This window comes from Streptomyces sp. NPDC059534, assembly GCF_042743475.1.
Classification (GTDB): Bacteria; Actinomycetota; Actinomycetes; order Streptomycetales; family Streptomycetaceae; genus Streptomyces.
In genome coordinates this window covers 24,003-39,888 of sequence record NZ_JBHWAQ010000034.1, presented here as the reverse complement: position 1 = coordinate 39,888, position 15,886 = coordinate 24,003, and the positions used below count along the sequence as shown (strand labels likewise).

The 15,886-nt window shown below is 73.8% G+C and carries 16 protein-coding genes and 1 pseudogene; 9 read left to right on the top strand and 8 right to left on the bottom strand.

The window, feature by feature from the left end; all coding sequences use genetic code 11:
* Window positions 1–177 precede the first annotated feature (177 nt).
* From ACFVZH_RS31495 to ACFVZH_RS31480, 4 genes are all read left to right on the top strand, one after another.
* Window positions 178–1,842: an FAD-dependent monooxygenase gene (locus ACFVZH_RS31495; RefSeq protein WP_384902649.1), complete on the top strand. Its 1,665-nt coding sequence runs from the start codon at window positions 178–180 to the stop codon at window positions 1,840–1,842.
* Window positions 1,843–1,874: 32 nt separating this feature from the next.
* Window positions 1,875–1,961, top strand: a complete 87-nt coding sequence (locus ACFVZH_RS31490) for a putative leader peptide (protein WP_315986099.1) — start codon at window positions 1,875–1,877, stop codon at window positions 1,959–1,961.
* Between the two features lie 94 nt (window positions 1,962–2,055).
* Complete coding sequence (locus ACFVZH_RS31485) at window positions 2,056–2,727, top strand: cysteine dioxygenase (RefSeq protein WP_384902647.1); 672 nt, start codon at window positions 2,056–2,058, stop codon at window positions 2,725–2,727.
* 134 nt (window positions 2,728–2,861) lie between these two features.
* Window positions 2,862–3,275 (top strand): rhodanese-like domain-containing protein, encoded by a 414-nt coding sequence (locus ACFVZH_RS31480; protein WP_384902644.1) that lies wholly within the window; start codon window positions 2,862–2,864, stop codon window positions 3,273–3,275.
* 164 nt (window positions 3,276–3,439) lie between these two features.
* On the opposite strand, the gene recX is transcribed toward ACFVZH_RS31480, so the two are convergent.
* From recX to ACFVZH_RS31465, 3 genes and pseudogenes are all read right to left on the bottom strand, one after another.
* Window positions 3,440–4,006: a recombination regulator RecX gene (gene recX, locus ACFVZH_RS31475; RefSeq protein WP_384902642.1), complete on the bottom strand. Its 567-nt coding sequence runs from the start codon at window positions 4,004–4,006 to the stop codon at window positions 3,440–3,442.
* Between the two features lie 4 nt (window positions 4,007–4,010).
* Complete coding sequence (recA, locus tag ACFVZH_RS31470) at window positions 4,011–5,144, bottom strand: recombinase RecA (RefSeq protein WP_384902640.1); 1,134 nt, start codon at window positions 5,142–5,144, stop codon at window positions 4,011–4,013.
* A 297-nt stretch (window positions 5,145–5,441) separates the two neighbouring features.
* Window positions 5,442–6,363 (bottom strand): annotated as a pseudogene (locus ACFVZH_RS31465) (alpha/beta fold hydrolase).
* Window positions 6,364–6,715: 352 nt separating this feature from the next.
* On the opposite strand from ACFVZH_RS31465, the gene ACFVZH_RS31460 reads away from it, so the two are divergent.
* From ACFVZH_RS31460 to ACFVZH_RS31445, 4 genes are all read left to right on the top strand, one after another.
* Window positions 6,716–7,975, top strand: a complete 1,260-nt coding sequence (locus ACFVZH_RS31460) for a sensor histidine kinase (protein ID WP_384902638.1) — start codon at window positions 6,716–6,718, stop codon at window positions 7,973–7,975.
* On the top strand, window positions 7,972–8,640 hold the full coding sequence (locus ACFVZH_RS31455) for a response regulator (protein WP_384902636.1): 669 nt from the start codon (window positions 7,972–7,974) through the stop codon (window positions 8,638–8,640). Before ACFVZH_RS31460 ends, ACFVZH_RS31455 begins: the two co-directional genes overlap by 4 nt.
* Window positions 8,641–8,797: 157 nt before the next feature.
* Window positions 8,798–10,096, top strand: a complete 1,299-nt coding sequence (locus tag ACFVZH_RS31450) for a cytochrome ubiquinol oxidase subunit I (RefSeq protein ID WP_384902634.1) — start codon at window positions 8,798–8,800, stop codon at window positions 10,094–10,096.
* 39 nt (window positions 10,097–10,135) lie between these two features.
* Window positions 10,136–10,915, top strand: a complete 780-nt coding sequence (locus ACFVZH_RS31445; RefSeq protein WP_384902632.1) for a cytochrome d ubiquinol oxidase subunit II — start codon at window positions 10,136–10,138, stop codon at window positions 10,913–10,915.
* 47 nt (window positions 10,916–10,962) lie between these two features.
* Here ACFVZH_RS31445 and ACFVZH_RS31440 read toward each other — a convergent pair whose 3' ends face one another.
* Complete coding sequence (locus tag ACFVZH_RS31440) at window positions 10,963–12,123, bottom strand: AI-2E family transporter (protein ID WP_384902709.1); 1,161 nt, start codon at window positions 12,121–12,123, stop codon at window positions 10,963–10,965.
* Window positions 12,124–12,370: 247 nt separating this feature from the next.
* The gene (locus tag ACFVZH_RS31435; RefSeq protein WP_030692366.1) at window positions 12,371–12,565 is read right to left on the bottom strand and encodes a DUF3046 domain-containing protein; all 195 of its coding nucleotides are present in this window, start codon (window positions 12,563–12,565) and stop codon (window positions 12,371–12,373) included.
* Between the two features lie 79 nt (window positions 12,566–12,644).
* Here ACFVZH_RS31435 and ACFVZH_RS31430 point away from each other — a divergent pair, with 79 nt between their 5' ends.
* Window positions 12,645–13,574 carry a hypothetical protein gene (locus ACFVZH_RS31430; protein WP_384902629.1) on the top strand — a complete coding sequence of 310 codons (930 nt, stop codon included), beginning with the start codon at window positions 12,645–12,647 and terminating at the stop codon, window positions 13,572–13,574.
* A gap of 90 nt (window positions 13,575–13,664) precedes the next feature.
* Here ACFVZH_RS31430 and ACFVZH_RS31425 read toward each other — a convergent pair whose 3' ends face one another.
* The 3 genes from ACFVZH_RS31425 to ACFVZH_RS31415 form a co-directional block, all read right to left on the bottom strand.
* Window positions 13,665–13,973 (bottom strand): AzlD domain-containing protein, encoded by a 309-nt coding sequence (locus tag ACFVZH_RS31425; protein ID WP_384902627.1) that lies wholly within the window; start codon window positions 13,971–13,973, stop codon window positions 13,665–13,667.
* Window positions 13,970–14,848 (bottom strand): AzlC family ABC transporter permease, encoded by an 879-nt coding sequence (locus tag ACFVZH_RS31420; RefSeq protein ID WP_384902626.1) that lies wholly within the window; start codon window positions 14,846–14,848, stop codon window positions 13,970–13,972. The genes ACFVZH_RS31425 and ACFVZH_RS31420 overlap by 4 nt, the downstream gene beginning before the upstream one ends.
* 68 nt (window positions 14,849–14,916) lie before the next feature.
* Window positions 14,917–15,777, bottom strand: coding sequence for an AraC family transcriptional regulator (locus ACFVZH_RS31415; protein WP_384902624.1), 861 nt, complete (start codon window positions 15,775–15,777; stop codon window positions 14,917–14,919).
* Window positions 15,778–15,886 lie beyond the last annotated feature (109 nt).

The following is a 15,886-nucleotide window of genomic DNA, read 5'->3' as shown; positions in this document are numbered from 1 at the left end:
TGGGACACCAGGGGTGGGCCGAAGCGGTACCGACGTGATGTCGACCGCACCGCGCCCACCCCGTCGCTTGACGCAAGCACCCTCAGTGGGTTGCATACGGTCTGTGATCAACCACCGGGCTCGTGCCACACTCAGCTGTGCTGCCCCCATGACCGTCCGGCCTACAGGAGCCGCGCCGTGGACCCGGTGATCATCGTGGGCGCGGGGCCGGTCGGCCTCGCGCTCTCCCTCGCGCTCGCCGCGCAGGGCGTGCCCAGCATCGTCCTCGACGAGGGCTCGGGCAAGGACGAGCCCCGCCCCGCCCGCAGCGTCCTGCTGCGCGCCGACATGGCCGCGATGGTCGAGCGCCTGGGCTGCACCACCCTCCGTGACGAGGGGGTCCGCTGGGTCGGCTGGCGCAGCATGCGCCGCGGCCGGCTGATCCGCCACCTCCCCCTCGACCTGGGACTCAGCGGTACGGAGGAGTGGGCCGAGGACCCGGACGCGCCCGCCGCTCCGGCCGCCCCGCTGCACATCCCCCAGCACGCCCTCGCCCGCGGCCTGCGCGACGCCATCAGCCGCGAGAAGCTGATCCGGCTCGTCACCGACGCCCGCCTCGACACCATCGAGCAGGACCCCGACGGGGTCACCGCCCACACCCGCGGCCCGGACGGCACCTGGTGGCGCGGCAGCCACCTCGTCGGCTGCGACGGCGCCCGGTCGACCGTACGCAAGCTGCTCGGCATCCGCTTCCCCGGCCGCACGGCGGTGGAACGGCACGCCGTCGCCGCCCTGCGCACCGAACTCCCCTGGCCCGGCGAAGCCCTGATGCACCGCCAACCGCCGTGGCGGGGCGCTCCGGACGAGATCACCGCCCGCCCGCTGCCCGACGGCGTGTGGCGGATCGACTGGCTGCTCCCGCCCCGCGGCGACCTGGTCACCCCGGACGCGCTGGTCGCCCGGATCCGCGAGACCCTCGCCGGCTGGTGCGACGGAGTGACACCCCCGTACGAGCTCATCGACACCGGTGTCCACACCCTGCACCACCGGCTCGCCCGCCGCTGGCGCGTCGACCGCGTCCTGCTCGCCGGGGACGCGGCGCACCTGCTCGGCGCGGTCGGCACCCAGGGCCTCGACGAGGGCTTCAGGGACGTCGACAACCTCGCCTGGAAACTCGCCCTCACCTGGCACCACGGCGCCTCCGACCGGCTGCTCGACAGCTACCAGAGCGAACGGCGGACGGCCGTCGCCTCCCGGCTGCGCGCCGCCGACCAGTCGCTCCCGGCGCTGCGCGGCGGAGGGGGCCTGCGGACGTACCTCCCCGGGTCGACCCGGGGTCACGACGCCCTGCTGACCGAGGGGCACGTGGGGCGCGGCCCGCTCGGCGCGCCCCCCGCCTACCCGCACTCCCCCCTCGCGCCTCCGCACACCGACGGCCTGACACCGGTCGGCACTCCGCCGGGCGCCCCCGTCGAGGACGTCCGCGTGACCGCCCCGGACGGCACGACCGTACGGCTCCGGGACCGCCTCGGTCAGGGCCGGCTCCTCGTGGTCCTCGTCGCCCCCGGCACCGGCGTGTGGGACCGGCGCCACTGGCGGAGCGCGGGAGTCATGCCCCGGCTCGAAGAAGCGGTCCGCGCCCTGCCGGTGAAGGCCGAGGTCCTGGTGACCGAGGCGTACCCCGGCGCCCCGGCCCACGCGGTCCTGCTCGTGCGGCCCGACGGCCACCTCGCCGCCTCGTTCTCCGGCGTCCTCCCGGAGGAGCTGTACGCGGCGGCCGACGCGACCCGTGGCGGCTCCCCCACCGCCGAGGAGCCCGCCGAAGTGCCCGTCGCCGCCGACCGTACGGCGGACATGCATTGATTCCCGCGGGCGCGCATGGTGTACTCCGGAGCGTGACCGACACCTATGCGCGCCTGTGGCGGAGGGTCCACATGGACCTCGTCCGCTACGCGGGCTGCGTGTGTCGCCCTTCCTGCTGATCTCGCCCCTTCCTCGCGCGCGCCCCGCCGCCGACGCATGTCCGCGGCGCCGTGAGCCGTCGCGCGCTCTTCGCGAACCTCAGGACGGTCACCCGTGTCCCCACGCGCCTCCGCACCCTCTCCCACCCCCTCGACCACCCCCAACGCCCCGCCACCCGCCGCGCCTCCGGCCGGTACGCCCGCCACCACTCCGGCCCGTACGCCTTCCAGGGCTGCCGCCACCGCCACTACCCCCACCGGCTCCACCGACTCCACGGGGCCGGCCGACTCCACCGGGCCGACGGCGGCCGACCTGCTCGACTTCGTGCGCCGCACGGCCGCCGACCGGCAACTCGTCGACTCGCTGCCGCTCGACCCCGAAGGCCGCACCTGGGTACGCCTCGACGGCCCCGGCGGCAGCGAGGCATGGCTCATCGGCTGGCCGCCCGGCACCGGCACCGGCTGGCACGACCACGCCGAATCCCTCGGCGCCTTCGCCACCGCGCGCGGCACCCTGACCGAGAACGCGCTCGCGGTCCGGCTGCCCGCGAGCGGCTGGAAGACCCTGGAACTGGACGACGGCCTCGACCGCTCCCGCCTACTGACGGAAGGCCGGGGCCGGGCCTTCGGCCGCCATCACGTCCACGAGGTACTCAACGAGTCCCGCGACACCCACGCGGTCTCGGTGCACGCCTACTACCCGCCGCTCCCGCTGATCCGACGGTTCAGCCGGACGGGCGCGGTACTCCGTCTTGAGCAGGTCGAGCGTCCGGAGGACTGGCAGTGAGCGACACGACAGCGGTTGACACGACGTCAGCAGACGACACGGCGGCGGGCGAGACGACAACGGAAGCCGAACACGTGGGCCACGCACGAGCGGACACCGGACGCACGGATACTGCACGAGCGGACACAGGACGCTTGAACACCGGACGTGTGGACACCGGACGCGTGGGCATCGACGAGCTCCTGGAGCAGGTCAGGTCCGGCATCGACCGGATCGAGCCCCGCGCCGCCCACGAGGCGGGTGACGCGCTCCTGGTGGACACCCGCTACGCGGCCCTGCGGGAACGGGACGGGCTGATCCCGGGCGCGCTGGTCGTGGAACGCAACGAACTGGAGTGGCGGCTCGACCCCCTGGGCAGCCACCGCGCGGCCGAGGCGGACAGCCACGACCTCCGGGTCGTCGTCCTCTGCAACGAGGGCTACGCCTCCTCCCTCGCCGCCGAGTCACTCCGCCGTCTCGGCCTGCACCGCGCGACCGACCTCATCGGCGGCTTCCAGGCATGGAAGGCGGCTGGCCTCCCGGTCCTCCTCCCCGCCACCCGCACCTGACACCCCCGAGACCTCAGCCCGCCTGCCCCCGGAAGATCAGCCCGCTTAGCGCCACTCCGGAGGATCAGCACGCCTGGCGCCACCCCCGAGGATCAGCACGCCTGCCCCCCCTGGAGATCGGCAAGTCTCTCCCCCGCGCCCTCTCTCTCTCCCCCCCCGGAAGATCAGAACGGTTCGTCCAGCCCCTCCGTGTCCTCGCCCTCGGCCTCCAGCGCCTGGCGGACGACACGGAGGGCCATGCCCTCGGGGTATCCCTTGCGGGCGAGCATTCCCGCGAGCCGACGCAGACGCCGGTCGCGGTCGAGACCGCGGGTGGCCTGCAGCTTGCGGGCGACGAGCTCGCGCGCCGTGGCCTCCTCCTGCTCGGAATCGAGCTGGCCCACCGCCTCCTGGATGAGGCTCGGCTCGACACCCTTGGTACGCAGCTCCCGGGCGAGGGCCCGGCGGGCGAGGCCCCGGCCGTGGTGGCGGGACTCCACCCAGGCTCCCGCGAAAGCCGCGTCGTCGATCAGTCCGACGTCCTCGAAACGGGAGAGGATCTCCTCCGCCACGTCGTCGGGGATCTCCCGCTTGCGCAGCGCGTCGGCGAGCTGCTTGCGCGTGCGGGGGGTCCCGGTGAGCAGGCGCAGGCAGATCGCCCGCGCCCGCTCAGCCGGATCCTGGGGTGACAGCTCCTTCTCGGCCCTCGACGAGTCGGGGCTGTCACCCGGCCATTCGGTGCGACCGGTCACCGGTTCAGCTCTTGACCGCGGTGGCCTTGGTCGCCTTCGCGGTCTTGGTCGCAGGTGCCGGGACGGTCTTGGCGTCGTCCGCGCCGGCCGTGTCGGCGGCGCCCGCCGCGTCCGCCGCGGCCTCGGTCTTCGCGGCCTCGGGCCGGACGCCGACGCCCAGCTTCTCCTTGATCTTCTTCTCGATCTCGTCGGCGAGGTCGGGGTTGTCCTTCAGGAAGTTGCGGGCGTTCTCCTTGCCCTGGCCGAGCTGGTCGCCCTCGTACGTGTACCAGGCGCCGGCCTTGCGCACGAAGCCGTGCTCGACGCCCATGTCGATCAGACCGCCCTCGCGGCTGATGCCCTGGCCGTAGAGGATGTCGAACTCGGCCTGCTTGAAGGGGGGCGCGACCTTGTTCTTGACGACCTTGACGCGGGTGCGGTTGCCGACCGCGTCCGTGCCGTCCTTGAGGGTCTCGATGCGACGGATGTCGAGGCGCACCGAGGCGTAGAACTTCAGGGCGCGGCCACCGGTCGTGGTCTCCGGCGAGCCGAACATCACGCCGATCTTCTCGCGGAGCTGGTTGATGAAGATCGCGGTGGTCTTGGACTGGTTGAGCGCGCCGGTGATCTTCCGGAGCGCCTGGCTCATCAGACGGGCCTGCAGACCCACGTGCGAGTCACCCATCTCGCCCTCGATCTCCGCACGCGGGACGAGCGCGGCGACGGAGTCGATGACGATCAGGTCGAGGGCGCCGGAGCGGACCAGCATGTCGACGATCTCAAGGGCCTGCTCGCCGCTGTCCGGCTGGGACAGGATGAGGTTGTCGATGTCGACGCCGAGCTTCTTGGCGTACTCGGGGTCGAGGGCGTGCTCGGCGTCCACGAAGGCGACCTGACCGCCGGCCTTCTGCGCGTTGGCCACGGCGTGCAGGGTCAGGGTCGTCTTACCGGAGGACTCCGGGCCGTAGACCTCCACGACACGGCCGCGCGGCAGGCCGCCGACGCCGAGGGCGATGTCGAGGGCGGTCGATCCGGTGGAGATCACCTCGATCGGCTCCTGGACGCGGTCACCCATGCGCATCACGGCGCCCTTGCCGAATTGGCGTTCAATCTGTGCGAGCGCGGCGTCGAGCGCCTTCTCGCGGTCGGTTCCTGCCATGGGTTCCACCCGGTTTGCTTGAGTCGATCGCTTCATGTGAAAGACGCTAACCCCTGCCACTGACAATGGGCCCCGGCGTCCCCTCCGACCTGTGGACAACTCGTCGACAACCCAGTAATCCCAAGGGCCGGACCTCCATCAGAATGGATGTTCGATTTCACTGTCAAGCGCACCACGCCCACCCGACGACCCCGGTCCGCCACTCCGCCTACCCCCGGATGTCCGCCTACCGTGTCCCTCCACGGGCGGCTCCAGGCCGAAGTGGACGAGGCCGGCGGCACGCTGCTCCCTGGGCGCTCAGAGGGACGCGAGCCCCGCGAGCCACTTCAGTGCGTCCGGGGCGCCTCGGAGGGCGGAGATGTGGCCGTCGGGCGGGGTGGGGCGGAGTTCGGCGGTGGGGCAGTGGTCGGCGAGCCAGCGGGCGTGGGGAGCGGGGGCGATGCGGTCCTGGCCCCCGTGCAGGAGGAGGACCGGGGCGGCGATGCGGGCGGGGTCGAAGCCCCAGGGAGCGACGTAGGCGAGGTCGTCGTCGATGAGGCCGCCCGGGCCGGACGCCATGGCGGGGCCGACGACGTCGTCGAACCAGGACCAGTCGCCGGCGAGGGCCGCATGGTCGGCGGGGGTGAACATCTCCGGGTCGTAGGCGGCGGTCGCCTCGTACGTCTCCTTCGTCGTCCGCCCGGCCGCCGCGGCGCGCAGGGCCGCCACGCCGGAGGGCGTCATCCCCGCGAACCAGTCGAGCCCCTCGGCGTCGTACGGGGCGAGCCCGGACACGCCGACCACGCCGATGACCCGGTCCGGCAGCAGGGCGCCGCACGCGAGCGCGTGGGGGCCGCCGCCGGAGTGCCCCATGACCGCGAAGCGGCCGACGCCCAGCGCGTCGACTACGGCGCGCGCGTCGGCGGCGGCCGACGCGACGTCCCGTCCCGGGTGGGGGGGTGGAGCCGCCGTAGCCGGGGCGGTCGTACGAGACCCAGCGGATGCCGAGCCGTGCCGCGGCCGGGAACAGGGGCTCGGGGGGCGCGCCGATGTTCGGCGTCCCGTGATGCCAGAAGACGACGAGCCCGCCGCCGGAGCCGCCGTCCCCGGTGGCGCGGGAGCCGCCGTCCCCGGTGGCGCGGGAGCCGCCGTCCCCGGTGTCGTAGACGTGCAGCCTGCGCCCGTCGTCCAGCTCCACGTCGCGCTCGGCCACCCCGCCCACCCCCTGGCACCCGGGCATTCCCGGTCGTCGCCCACTCCGGCGCCACGACGCTACTGGCCGCCCACCACCACCGGCAACGACCGCCACCCTTTCCCCGCCGCCGAGCAGCCCGACCGGGCGTCGGGGCCGCGGACGAGACCCGCGCCTCCGATCCGAGTCGAGCCGCAGGCCCCACCCGCGCCTCCGACCAGGCCGAGCCCGCGCCGGAGAGCGAAGACCGGGCCCGAGCCCAGACCACGCCGGAGTCCGAAGAGACCGGCCCGACCCACAGACCGGGTCCGACCCGCACACCGCGCCCGAGCCGCCCGCCGAGACCGCGGCCACCCCCGAAGCGGCCCCGTCCTCCCGCCCGGCGCCTATCCTTCGACGCATGCCCCTCCCCCTCCGCGCCCCCGGTGGCGGCCGCCCGTCGCAGCGGGCCGCCGACGCCCTTGTGGCGGGTGTCGTGCTGCTGGTCGTCGCGGTCTGGACGCTCGTGTCGGCGCGGTACGCGAGTGAGCCGGTGGTGCGCTCGGTGCTCGGCTGGGCGCTCATCCTGGTGGGCTGCGGGGCGCTGTACTTCCGGCGGAGGCAGCCTGTCGCCGTCGCGGTGGTCACGCTGCTGGCCTGCGTCGTCTACTACCCGCTGTCCGCCCAGGACGGCCCGCTGATGATCGCCTTCGCGCTGGCGCTGTACACGACCGCCGCCGAGGGGCGGTTCGCCGCCGCCGTGGCGCTGGCCGCCGTGACGCTGCTCGCGGTGGGGCTCGGTGAGATCCGGCAGCAGCCCGGGCACCGGCAGATCGACGACACGTCGCTGGCGATGCTGGCCGGCTGGCTGATCAGCCTCGTCGCCGTGGGACGGGCCCAGCGGACCCGGATCGCCTATCTGCACGAGGTGGAGCAGCGGGCGCTCGCCGCCGAGCGGGAGCAGGAGGCGCGGGCGCGGCAGAGTGCCACCGAGGAGCGGCTGCGGATCGCCCGGGAGGTGCACGACGTGCTGGGCCACAGCATCTCGCTGATCAACGTCCAGTCCGGCGCCGCGCTGCACCGGCTCGGCAAGGGTCCGGCTCCGGAGGCCGGGCTGGTCACCGCCACCGAGGCACTGGAGGCGGTGAAGGCCACCAGCAAGGACGCGCTGCGCGAGCTGCGGGCGACCCTCGGGATGCTGCGGCGGGCCGACGAGGCCACTCCGACGGCCCCGGCCTCGTCCGGTCTCGCCCTCCTGGGCGACCTGGTCGAACGGGCCCGGAGCGCCGGTCTCGACGTCCGGACGAGCGTCACCGGCAGCCCCGTGCCGCTGGCGCCGCCCGTCGACCTGGCCGCGTACCGGATCGTGCAGGAGTCGCTGACGAACGTGACCCGCCACGCGGGCGCGGGGACCGTGCTCGTCACCCTCGACTGGGGCGCGGACGCGGTACGGCTGCGGATCGCGGACGACGGCGCGGGCGCGCCGGAGGGCCGCCCGCTGGGCAGTGGCATCCGGGGCATGGCCGAGCGGGCCCGCGCGTTCGGCGGGGAACTCACCGCCGGGAACGCCGAGGACGGCGGCTTCCTGGTGGACGCCCGGCTGCCCGTGACCCCACCGGGAACACCCGAACCCGAGCAACCACCCGTCTCACCCACCGCCTCCGAAGGGGACTCCCGATGATCCGCGTCGTGCTCGCCGACGACCAGACCCTGGTCCGGGCCGGCTTCCGGTCGATCCTGTCGGACGAGGAGGACATCGAGGTCGTCGGGGAGGCCGGAGACGGCGAGCAGGCGATCGGGCTCGCCCGTGAACTGCGCCCGGACGTCGTCCTGATGGACATCCGCATGCCGGTCCTGGACGGGCTGGAGGCAACGCGCCGCATCACGGCCGACGACCGTCTCGAAGGGGTCCGGGTGGTCATCCTGACCACGTTCGACGCGGACGACCACGTGTACGGGGCGCTGCGCGCGGGCGCGTCGGGGTTTCTCGTGAAGGACACCGAGCCGATGGAACTGCTGCACGCGCTACGGGTCGTGGCGCGCGGCGACGCCCTGATCTCGCCGACGGTGACCCGCCGGCTGATCGCCGAGTTCGCCGGGCGGGCCGAGCGCCGGCCTGACCCGAGCCCGCGGCTGAACGCGCTGACCGAGCGGGAGCGCGAAGTGCTGGGCCTCGTCGGGGCGGGCCTGTCCAACGACGAGATCGCCGGCCGGCTCGTCCTCTCCCCCGCCACCGCGAAGACCCATGTCAGCCGCATCATGACCAAGCTGGCCGTTCGGGACCGGGCGCAGCTGGTGATCCTGGCGTACGAGTCCGGCATGATCACCCCCGGCTGGCTGGCCTGACGTCTTCGCAGGGCCCGGACCCCCGCCCCCTAGGGGACAGGGGTCGAGAGAACGACTCACGGGGTACGCGCGCGAGGGCCGGCACAACTCCTGGGGTACGGCGGGTGTCCTCCCCGGGGTGATGCCGGGCACCTGACCGTACGCCGACGCTGACGGTGTGAATCAGGACGTACTCGATCTCGCGCGGCTTCAGTTCGCCCTCACCGCGGGCGGCCACTTCCTCTTCGTCGCCCTCACCCTGGGGCTCGCGACGGTCGTCGCCGTGCTCCAGACCAGGGCCACCCTGAGCCGGAAGCCTCTGCACGCGCGCATGGTGCGGTTCTGGGGCCAGCTGTACGTGATCAACTACGCGGTCGGCATCGTCACCGGCCTGGTGATGGAGTTCCAGTTCGGCATGGCCTGGAGCGGGCTCACCCACGAGGCGGGCAACGTCCTCGGCGCCTCGCTCGCCGTCGAGACGATCGTGGCGTTCTTCGTCGAGTCGACCTTCCTCGGCCTGTGGATCTTCGGCTGGAACCGGCTCAACCGCTGGGCCCACCTGGCCGTGATCTGGGTCGTCGTGCTGACCGCCTACCTCTCCGCGTACTGGATCCTCGTCTCCAACGGCTTCCTCAACCACCCCGTGGGGTACCGCTCCGAGGGCGGCGAGCTGGTCCTCGACGACCCCGTCGCGGTCCTGACCAATCCCTCGGCTCTCCTCGCCTTCGGGCACGTCGTGGCGGGCGCACTGCTCACCGCCGGGTTCTTCATGGCCGGGGTGAGCGCGTACCACCTCTTCCGGCGCACCCCCGAGTGGGAGTTCTTCGGTCGCAGCCTGCGGATCGGGGTGTTCGTGTCGGCGCCGGCGCTGATGGCGGCGGCGGTCTTCGGCGGGCTCCAGTTCGGCACCCTCGCCACCTTCCAGCCGATGAAGTCGGCCGTGTTCAGCGGGAAGGCGGCCGAGATCGCGCGGCTCCAGGCGGAGATGACGGACCGCTTCGGACCGGGCGACTACGTGCCCTCGGAGGCGTGGACGCGGGGCGGCGGGCTCGTGATGCTGATCAGCTTCGCCCTGATGATGTACCTGTGCTTCGCCGGGGTGATCCTGGCCTGCTTCAAGAAGGTCGTCTTCCGGTTCCGGCTCTGGCACCTCGTCCTGATGGCGGCCGTACCGCTGCCCTATCTCGCCATGATCGCCGGCTGGGTCTTCCGGGAGGCCGGACGGCAGCCCTGGGTGGTCTACGGGCTCCTCAGGACGGAGGACGCGGTCTCGGACCTCTCCCCCGGCACCATGCGCCTCTCCCTCACCGTCTTCACCACGGTCTTCGTCCTGCTCGCCCTGCTCAACGCCTGGCTCCTCGCCCGGCACGCCCGCCGCGGCCCCGTCGAGTACGGCCTCGGCCACGACGAGCGGCCCGACGCCGCGGCGGACGGGACGCCCGACCCCGCCGACGAGCTGCCCGCCCCCCGCTACTGACACCGCCCCGCACCACCGAGGAACGCCCGAGGAGCCCCCGTGGAGACCCTGGCCATCGCCCTGCTCGCCTTCTTCGCCACGGGCTGGTTCGTGCTCGCCGGGGCGGACATCGGCACCGGCATGCTCACCCCCTGGCTCGGCCGGGACGACCGCGAGCGGCGTCTCGTCCTCGCCTCCTTCGCCCCGTTCTTCCTGGGCAACGAGGTCTGGCTGGTCGCCACCGCCGGCGTCCTCGTCGGCTGCTTCCCGGCCCTGGAAGGGGAGCTCATGAGCGGCCAGTTCCCGGTCCTGGTGGCCCTCCTGACCGGCTGGATCGTCCGGGACGTGGGGCTCTGGTCGCGCGGCCGGGGCCCGGGGCCCCGCTGGCGCGCGGGCTGCGACACGGCCGTGGCGTGCGGGAGCTGGGCCGTGGCGCTCGCCTGGGGGTGGCTGCTCGCGGCCCTGCTCACCGGACGGCCGTACGCCCCCGCGACCGGCCCCACGGCCGTCCTCACCGCCCTCGCGGTGGCCGCGCTGTTCGCCGCGCACGGGCTGGGTTTCGCCTCGCTCCGGCTCACGGGGGCGCCGTACGAGCGGGCCCGGCGGCTCGTGGGACGCGCCGGGCGCCCGTGGCAGTCGTTCGCGCTCACCGGTGTCCTGCTCGGCGGGCTGCCGCTCGGGGCCGGCACCGCGCTCCCGCTGGCCGAGCGGGCGGCGGACCCGGCCACGCTCGGCCTGCTCGTGCCCGCCCTGCTCGTCGTCACCCCGCTCCTGGTGGCCGTCCAGGCATGGACCTGGCACGCCTTCCGGCACCGGGTGACCCGCCCCTCGTACCTCTGACCGCCCCTCGTACCTCTGACCGCCACACGCGGCGCGGCCGGGACCGGTCAGGACCGCCCCGTCGGGGACTCCTCTGCCGGGGGCTCTTCGGCGGCGGACTCCTTCTTGTGGTGCAGGGCCTTCTGGAGCCGGGCGACCACCGCCTCGCCGTACCTCCGGTGGCCGTGGACGCGCGGGTCGTCCGTGACGTCGTACCGCTTCACGTACGCGCCCAGGAACGCCTGGAGGGTGGCGACGGCCGGGATGGCGATCAGCGCGCCGACCGCGCCGAGGAGCGCCGTGCCCGCGATGACCGAGCCGAAGGCCACCGCCGGGTGGATGTCCACGGTCTTGGAGGTCAGCTTCGGCTGGAGCATGTAGTTCTCGAACTGCTGGTAGATCACGACGAAGCCGAGCACCCACAGCGCGTACCAGGGGTTGACGGTGAAGGCGATCAGCATCGGCAGCGCACCGGCCAGGTAGGTGCCGATCGTCGGGATGAACTGCGAGACCAGGCCGACCCACACGGCGAGCGCGGGGGCGTACGGCACGCCGAGGATCTCGAAGAGCACGAAGTGCGCGACGCCCGAGACGAGGGCCATCAGGCCGCGCGAGTACAGATAGCCGCCGGTCTTGTCGACCGCGATCTCCCAGGCCCGCAGGACCTCGGTCTGGCGGGCGGGCGGCAGGACGGAGCAGAGGGCGCGCCGCAGCCGGGGCCCGTCGGCGGCGAAGTAGAACGAGAACAGGAAGATCGTCAGGAGCCGGAACAGGCCGCCGAGCACGGTGGCCGAGACGTCGAGGACTCCGGACGCGCTGTTCTGCACGTACTTCTGCAGCCAGTCGGAGCTGAGCACGCTGTCCTGGACCTCGACCCGCGAGAGGTCGGTGTGGAAGTTCTGGTTGATCCAGTTGATCAGCGAGTCGAGGTACTTGGGGAAGTTCTCGACCATGTCGACGATCTGGCCGGCGAGCATCGACCCGAGCAGGACGACGAAGCCGACACCCGCGACCAGGACGACGAAGAAGACCAGGAAGGTCGCGAGGCCCCGGCGCATCCCGCGCGCCGCCATCCGCCCGACGGCGGGTTCTATGGCGAGGGCGAGGAAGAAGGCGAGCAGGATGTTGACGAGGAGGCCGACGAGCTGGTGGAACGCCCAGTTGCCCAGCAGGAAACAGGAGTAGAGCGCGAGGGCCAGCACGAGCGCCCGGGGCAGCCAGCGCGGCATCCGCGCCGCCGGAGCCGAGGACGCGGCGCCGCCGCCGGTTCCTCCACCGGTACCGCCGGCACCGCCGGCCGCCGGGCCCGCCGGAACGGGAGCGGGAGCCGGCGGATCGGTCCGATCCGTCTCGTCGGTCGGAGCTGTCTTGTCGGTGTCGTGAGTCGGGGCCACCCCGCCAGTCTCGCGCACCGCCCGGACATTCCACCCGGGGCCCCGCACATCGCCGTTTGTCACCCCGGCGTTCGCCGGGAGATCACCGCTTGTCGGCCGGTACGTCGACGGCCGCGCAGACGGCCCGCCACACGTCCTTCGCCTCCCAGCCGGCGTCCAGCGCGTCCCGCACCGTCCGCCCGCCGAGTTCGGCCATCACATGGTCCCGCGCGAAGGACTCGGCATAGGACGCACCGAAGTGGTCGGCCATCCGTTCCCAGAAAATCGTCAACCGCATGACCCCAGTATCCCGCTCCCAAGAGTGCAGCCCGGCCCACAGGTCTTGTCACCGCGACTTTCCGCCCTACGGTCGGAGCATGGCCGAAAAACCCCTCTCCTCCCCTCCCGCGACTCCCATGGCGCGTGCCGAGCGTTTCGTCTGGCTGACGGCCCGGGTCCTCGAACAGCGCCGGTTCGCCTACCACTTCCTCCGCGGTGGCGCGGACCAGGTCGAGACGGCCCTTCTCGCCCACCTCAACGAGGACGGCGGTTACGGCCACGCGCTCGAACCCGATCTCCGCGGACCGGTCAGCCAGCCCCTGCACACCGCGCACGCGCTGCGGGTCCTGGACTCCATCGGCCGCTGCGGCGGACTGCGCGTGGAGCGGATCTGCCGCTACCTCACGGAGGTGTCGACGCACGAGGGCGCGCTCCCGGCGATCCACCCCTCCCAGCGCGGCTATCCCTCGGCGCCGTTCGTCCCGGTCGTCGACTCCCCGCCGGGCGCCCTGCTCTCGACCGGACCCGTGGTCGGGCTGCTGCACCGCAATCAGGTGTGGCACGCCTGGCTCTTCCGGGCCACCGAGTTCTGCTGGGCGGCCGTCGAGGCGCTGGACAAGACCCATCCGTACGAGGTCCAGGCCGCCGTCGCCTTCCTCGACGGGGCGCCGGACCGCTCGCGCGCGCAGGCCGCCGCCGACCGGCTCGGCCGACTGGTCAGGGAGCAGCGCCTCGCCGTCCTCGACCCGGACCGGCCGGACGACTTCCCGGTCGCGGACGGGTACGCGCCCGGCGAGCACCACTTCCCGCACGACTACGCGCGCGTGCCGGACTCGCTGGCCGCCCACTGGTTCACGGACGAGGAGATGGCCCGCTCGCTCGACGGGCTCGCGGCCGGCCAGCAGGAGGACGGCGGCTGGCCGATCCGCTGGCGTGCCTGGGCGCCCGGCTCGGCCCTGGAGTGGCGCCCGATCGTCACGGTCGAGGCCCTGCGCACCCTCCGCGCCCACGGACGCCCCATCGACTGACACGAGGGCCCCGCCGGACCTCCCGGGCGTCCGGGCGTCCAGGCGTCCAGGCGTCCAGGCGTCCAGGCGGATGTCCGTACGGTCCCGAGGTCACCAGCCCAGGGCCCGTACCCCCGCCGTGACGACGACGGCCGCACCGACGACGACCAGGAAGGGGGCCCGCAGGACGAGCGCGACGCCGGCCGCGGCGAGGCCGGCGGCCCGGGCGTCCAGGACGAGCGAGCCTCCGTCGCTGAACGTCTGCTGTGCGGTGAGCGCGGCGAGCAGGGCGACGGGGAGCAGGGCCGCGAGCCGCTGCACGAGCGGTCGCTCCAGCGCTCCGGCGGGTACGAGCAGGCCGATCAGCTTCACCAGGTAGCACCCGGCGGCGGTCAGGCCGATCGCGATCCAGACGTTCATCGGGGGTCCTCCTGTGCCGTCGTCTCCCGGCCCGCGGCGTCGCCACGGACCGGACCGGATACCGCGTCGCCACGGACCGTCCCGCCCGCTGAGTCGGTACGGGCCGTCCGGGCCGCTCCGCCGTCGTGGGCCGCCCCGTGCGCGCCCTCCGGTCCGGCGGGGCCCATCCTCCGGCCCTGGAACCAGAGCACGGCCGGCGCGGCGAGGGCGGCGGCGAGGACCGGGACGCCGGCGGGCAGCACGGGCAGCAGCCCGAGGCCGAGCAGGACGGCGATCCCCGCGGTGGCCCGCTCGGTCGCCGACCTCAGCATGGGGGCGAGCAGCGCCAGGAAGACCGCGGGACCGGCCGCGTCGAGCCCCCAGGCAGCCGTGTCGCCGACCGCTTCGGCGCCGAGCGCCCCGAGCAGCGTGGTCAGGTTCCACAGGACGTACAGGGTGAGCCCGGTGACCGTGAAGCCGATGCGCGCGGCACGCCGGGACGGCTGGGCGAGCGAGACCGCCGTGGTCTCGTCGATCACCCAGTGCGCGGCGAGCGGCCTGACGGCCTTCGGCAGGGCGAGGAGCTGGGAGAGCCGCAGCCCGTAGAAGGCGTTGCGGGTGCCGAGGAAGAAGGCCCCGGCGGCGGCCGTGAAGGGGTTGCCGCCCGCGGCGAGCGCGCCGACGAGGGCGAACTGCGAGGCGCCGGTGAAGACCAGCAGGCTGAGCACGCAGGTCTGGAGGACGCTGAGGCCGGAGCCCGCCGAGGTGACGCCGAAGGCGAACCCGGAGAGGCCGACGGCGACGCCGACGCCGAGGGCGTCGCGGACGACGGCCGCGTCGGCCTTCGCCGGTGCCGCGCCGTCGCGTATGACGGGGGGTGCTGTCTGTTCTGCCACGTCAGGGACGTTACGTCAGCCGGAACGGCCCGGTCTTGTACGTTCTTGCGCCCCGTCCCGGCCTGGGGTCACCCGGGCTCCCCGGGGCCTCCCGCACCGCCGCTCCCCCGGACGCCCCGCGCGCGCTGGTAGGCGCCCGGCGGCACCCCGACGCTGCGGGTGAAGTGCCGGTTGAGGTGGGACTGGTCGGTGAAGCCGACGGCGGCGGCCGCGTCCGCCGGGGAGGTCCCCGCGTCGAGGAGCTGTCGGGCCCGCCGCACGCGCGCGTCCGTGAGCCAGGTGTGCGGCGGCATCCCGTACGCCGCCCGGAAGGCCCGCAGGAGGGCGAAGGGGCTGGTGCCGAGGTCGGCGGCGAGCCGCTCCAGGGTCGGCGGGCCGGCCAGCCGGTCCTCCAGGACCGCACGCGCGCGTGCGGCGTTCCGCGCGCCCGCCGAGCGGGGCGGGAGCGGGGTGATCAGCCCGCCGTGGCTGCGCAGCATGCGGGCGGTGACCAGCCGGAGCAGGCTGTCGGCCGCGAGCGCGTTGCCCTCCTCGGCGGCCCGGTGGACGCCGACGACGAGCCGGGCGGCGTAGGGGTCGTCGACGACGGGCGAGGTGAAGCCGACCGCTCCGCGCAGGGCGAGGGTGTCGGCGGCGATCGAGCGGACGATGTCCGCGTCGGGGTAGATCGTGCGGTAGGTCCAGCCCTCGGGCACGCCCGCGTGCCCGGTGTGCGAGGTGTCCGGGTTGACCAGGGCGATCTGCCCGGGGCCCGCGTGGACCAGTTCGTCGCGGTAGTGGAACGCCTCGACGCCCTCGGTGATCGCGGCGAAGACGAAGGTCTCGTGGGTGTGCCGGGCGAACGCCTTCTGGATGTAGTGGGCGTGCAGCAGGTCGACGCCGGGCAGCTCGGAGTACTGCCAGTACCGTGCCCGCTCCCTGCTCGCCATGCCCCCATTCTGCGCCAGGGACCGGTGGGGACTCGCGGCGAGGAGCCGCCGCCCGGGCCTCCCCGGGACGCGGTGGGACCGCCCTCGGCGGCCGGTTGTCCACAGGTCC